At 50.6% G+C, this 3,573-nt stretch carries 3 protein-coding genes; all 3 read left to right on the forward strand.

All coding sequences use genetic code 11. From position 1 onward, the window contains the following. The first annotated feature begins 209 nt into the window (after nucleotides 1-209). On the forward strand, nucleotides 210-1,820 hold the full coding sequence (locus B9Z37_RS14230) for a UvrD-helicase domain-containing protein (protein ID WP_108312651.1): 1,611 nt from the start codon (nucleotides 210-212) through the stop codon (nucleotides 1,818-1,820). Between the two features lie 219 nt (nucleotides 1,821-2,039). After that, nucleotides 2,040-3,167: a hypothetical protein gene (locus B9Z37_RS14235; protein ID WP_108312652.1), complete on the forward strand. Its 1,128-nt coding sequence runs from the start codon at nucleotides 2,040-2,042 to the stop codon at nucleotides 3,165-3,167. A 221-nt stretch (nucleotides 3,168-3,388) separates the two neighbouring features. After that, nucleotides 3,389-3,573 (forward strand): hypothetical protein (locus B9Z37_RS14590; protein WP_205872608.1); only part of this gene is annotated, 185 nt, incomplete at its 3' end.

The raw sequence follows: 3,573 nt of genomic DNA on the forward strand, positions 1-3,573 counted from the left end.
AAAAGTTAAGTTCTCCGTCGGGTGTAGGCTGAATGCGGTCCACGCTGTTGTGTAATGAAACAATTCTGAAATTGCGTATTACTGTTAATTTGTAAAACTTTTAAGCTCTTTATAATTATACGAATGGCACTTAATGATGGTGTCATCGAATTCGTGGCCCAAGCAAGGCTGTCGTAGCGCAATACTTAACTTGCAGCAGGCGCTCTCCTATGAAGCTTATAGACGTCTCAAAAGACCTCCGTTATCTTTACATCCACACCGACGAGGGCACAAGGAAGCAGTCACTTGCTTGGCGAGGCGTTGAGCAACTTGAGCAGAAGTGCCGGTCTTTGATTGGCCAAGAAATCCGGCACGCGACATCAGGATCCTGGGACAAGGAGGTTTGGTTTCAGGACGTAATGTCAGTCAAGCCAGCATCGGCAGCCGTTGCAATGAATACGGCCATAACAGCTCCTTTGGCTAGTCCAAGCCAGTTTCCCTTGAACAGGACTTGGAGCACAAAGTCAGTTCGGCGCATCTTCGGCCCACCCGGAACCGGCAAGACCACTAGTCTTGTGAACATAGCCAAGACCGCCATTGCAGCCGGCATGCCTCCAGAAGACGTAGGCTACTTTGCATTCACCAACGTGGCGGCCGATGAGGCGAGGGACCGCATTGCCAAGGACTTGGACCTCGAACCGAATCGGTTCGCAAATTTTTCGACGCTGCACAGCCTCACGACGCGCATGGGGGGCAATGAAGGGAAGGGACTGTGCCAGAAGGAGCACTTCAAGGTCTTTGACCCTAGCATAGGCATTCGAGAGGAATGGCTTCGAGCAGGCGATGCGTCGAGCGTTGTAGTTCGGCCCGAACACCCAGTGCTCAGCGAGTACAGCATCATGTTCAACCGAAAACATAAGGTGCCATCCTTCTCGGGCAAGTCACTAGAAACAGCCAAACAGTGCTTAGGTCAATATTTCGGCCAGTCGCTCGACGAAGAAGATGTTCATGAGTACGCCGAAAAGTACTTTGGTGCCTACCAAGCATTCAAACATGGCAATAGGCTAGCTGACTTCAACGATGTGATCCTTTCAGTGGCTAATGATGCCTTTCCGGCGGATAGGATTCCGACATTCGAGCTGCTCATAATCGATGAAGCCCAGGACCTTAGTGCTCTGCAGTGGGACGTCGTCAACAAGCTCGCTGATAAGGCTCGAACAACCATCATTGCCGGCGATGATGATCAAGCAATCATGGAGGGTTTCGGGGCTGCACCGCACCTATTTAATGCATTCCCGACAACTGAACCTGATCAGGTGTTACCTGTCTCGTATCGACTGCCGAAAAACATCAAGAACTTCATCGACAAGGCGATCGTTCCCATATTGGCGCAGCGCGTGGGGCGCAAAGATAAGCAGTGGTCGGAACATATGGATGAACAGCACGGAGGAGAGGTGATTCAGTCGATTCAACTACCAGTGAAGGATGCATCCGGAAAGTCCACCCGCGAGTCCTTGAGCCTTAAAAGACTATTGCGTATGGTCGAAGCAGCTAAGAATGAGGAATGGCTCATCATGGCGCCTACGCGGGCCACTTGCGATATGGTTTCTGCTGGACTTGCCGCTTTGCAGATTCCGCATTTCTGCCACCGAAAGGATGTGCTGGGGACCGACAGCAAGATCCAAGTTCAGACGATACACACCTCCAAAGGAATGGGTATGGACAACACAGCCCTCGTATCTATCTCGCGTGGAGACAGCTACTTGCTGAACCACGATGCACGCTTGCTCTACGTCGCGCTCACCCGTTCTAAGAAGCGGTTGTATATCGCCAACAGGTAGGGCGCGCGATGACCTAACAGGAAAGCTTCGAAGCAATATCCAGCTTGGATGGACGGCCGCTTTCGTAGCATTCCAAAACTTCACCCTTGTAATTCGCCAAAAGTCTGGAAGCAGGCGTTCATAAGTCTCAGTTCAGTGATTGAGTTCGCTGAAAGCGGACTCCAGGCTTGCACGCAAAGAAGCGTAGGTCGGTGATTTCAAACATTAATCTTTACGTCTATGGACATCGAAACAATTCGGCGGTTGTCGCTTGCGCGGCACTTGTACCAACTGGGGAAGACAAGTCTTGCGTCACCAAACGACATGTACTTGTTCGCAGCTGTAAACCTTCTGCAAGATGCTGTTGAAGCCTTCTTGATCGCATTGGGTGACCACGTAAAGGCTGAAATTGATCAAAACACGAAGTTCGACAAGTATTTCCTTCAAATAAATGAAAAAATTTCCCCGAAGGAGCTTCCTTTCAAGAACAAGCTAATTCGTCTTAATCGCATCCGCGTGGATTCGAAGCACTATGGGATTCAACCTGCCCGCGACGAGTGTGAGCGGGTAGTTGTAAGCGTACGGGAGTTCTTTGAAGAGGCCTCAAGTTCGGTGCTTGGCGTTAACTTCTCTACCGTCAGCGCAATCGATCTGCTAGATGACGGAGAGATGAAAGATCTGCTGCTTGAGGCGAAGATGGCACGCGAATCGGACGATCTTGAGGCATGCGTTATCGGATGTCGGAAAGTGCTTTATGTAGCAGTGGAGCATAAGTACGACGTTTCGAAATTCAAAGAGGCAACGCCTCAAGGTATTTTCGCCGCACTCAGCTACGCCCCCTATTACGCGAGGGATCCGCAGTACATTCAAGAAAACGTTAAAGACCCAACGGACTACATAGTACGGGACCATAGTCGAATTGATCAGGACCTGCTCAAGGAGGGGGTTGACACCACAGCTTTTTGGAATGTTTGGCGGCTGACGCCGGAGGTGTATCGGTCTGAAGACAAGCAATGGGTGATCAAGCACGATTTCGGCAAGCTTGATGCTGCCACCCTTGCCGATACCGCAGAGTATGTGTTTTCCACTGTAGTGGATATGGCCTTGGCCATTCACGCTGTCCGAAGGGCGGTTAGATCAAAGCAGCATGGGCGCTACTTAGTCAAACTGGCTCGCGAAGGCGTGCCAGTCTATGAGAAGGCAGATATTGACTCTAAAGTGACCGCGACGACGCCCGTTGGTATGACTCAAATTGACACCGATTATCGAGTTGAAGGATTGAAGGGTGATGGTCCTTTCTGGCACGTGAGCCAAATGACCAACGGAACATGGCTATGGGGTTTTGTGTTCAATGAAGACGTTGCTTAAAAACCAGAAAAAAAGAAAACAGATCGTTAACGCAACCATGCTCTAACAAAGCGGTCTACCAAGCCGTTGCGGGTGGTTTTCCTGAACGGTTCATGTAGACCGTTATGTTGTCGTAATCTGACGTCCACTGACCTTGTGCGAAGGGGCCGCTCTCGCTGCAGAGCTGACGTTAGTCCCGTTGCGCTGAATCTTTGCTTGAAGTTGCCCCTCAAGGGCGGCCCATGTCAACACTTCGACAAGTGGCTATTCCTCGCAAGCAGTGCTTTCGGTGCTGTGTTCTGAAGTGGTTTAACGGTGAGTTCCATACTCAGCGCATTGAGCACGGACAGCAGCAGGCCAAGACCAATGTTCTCGGGCTGTTGCTCAAAAGTTCAGGTGCAGCACGGCGGTTTATTCGTAAAACAAA

The sequence above is a fragment of the Limnohabitans parvus II-B4 genome, assembly GCF_003063455.1.
Classification (GTDB): domain Bacteria; phylum Pseudomonadota; class Gammaproteobacteria; order Burkholderiales; family Burkholderiaceae_C; genus Limnohabitans_A; species Limnohabitans_A parvus.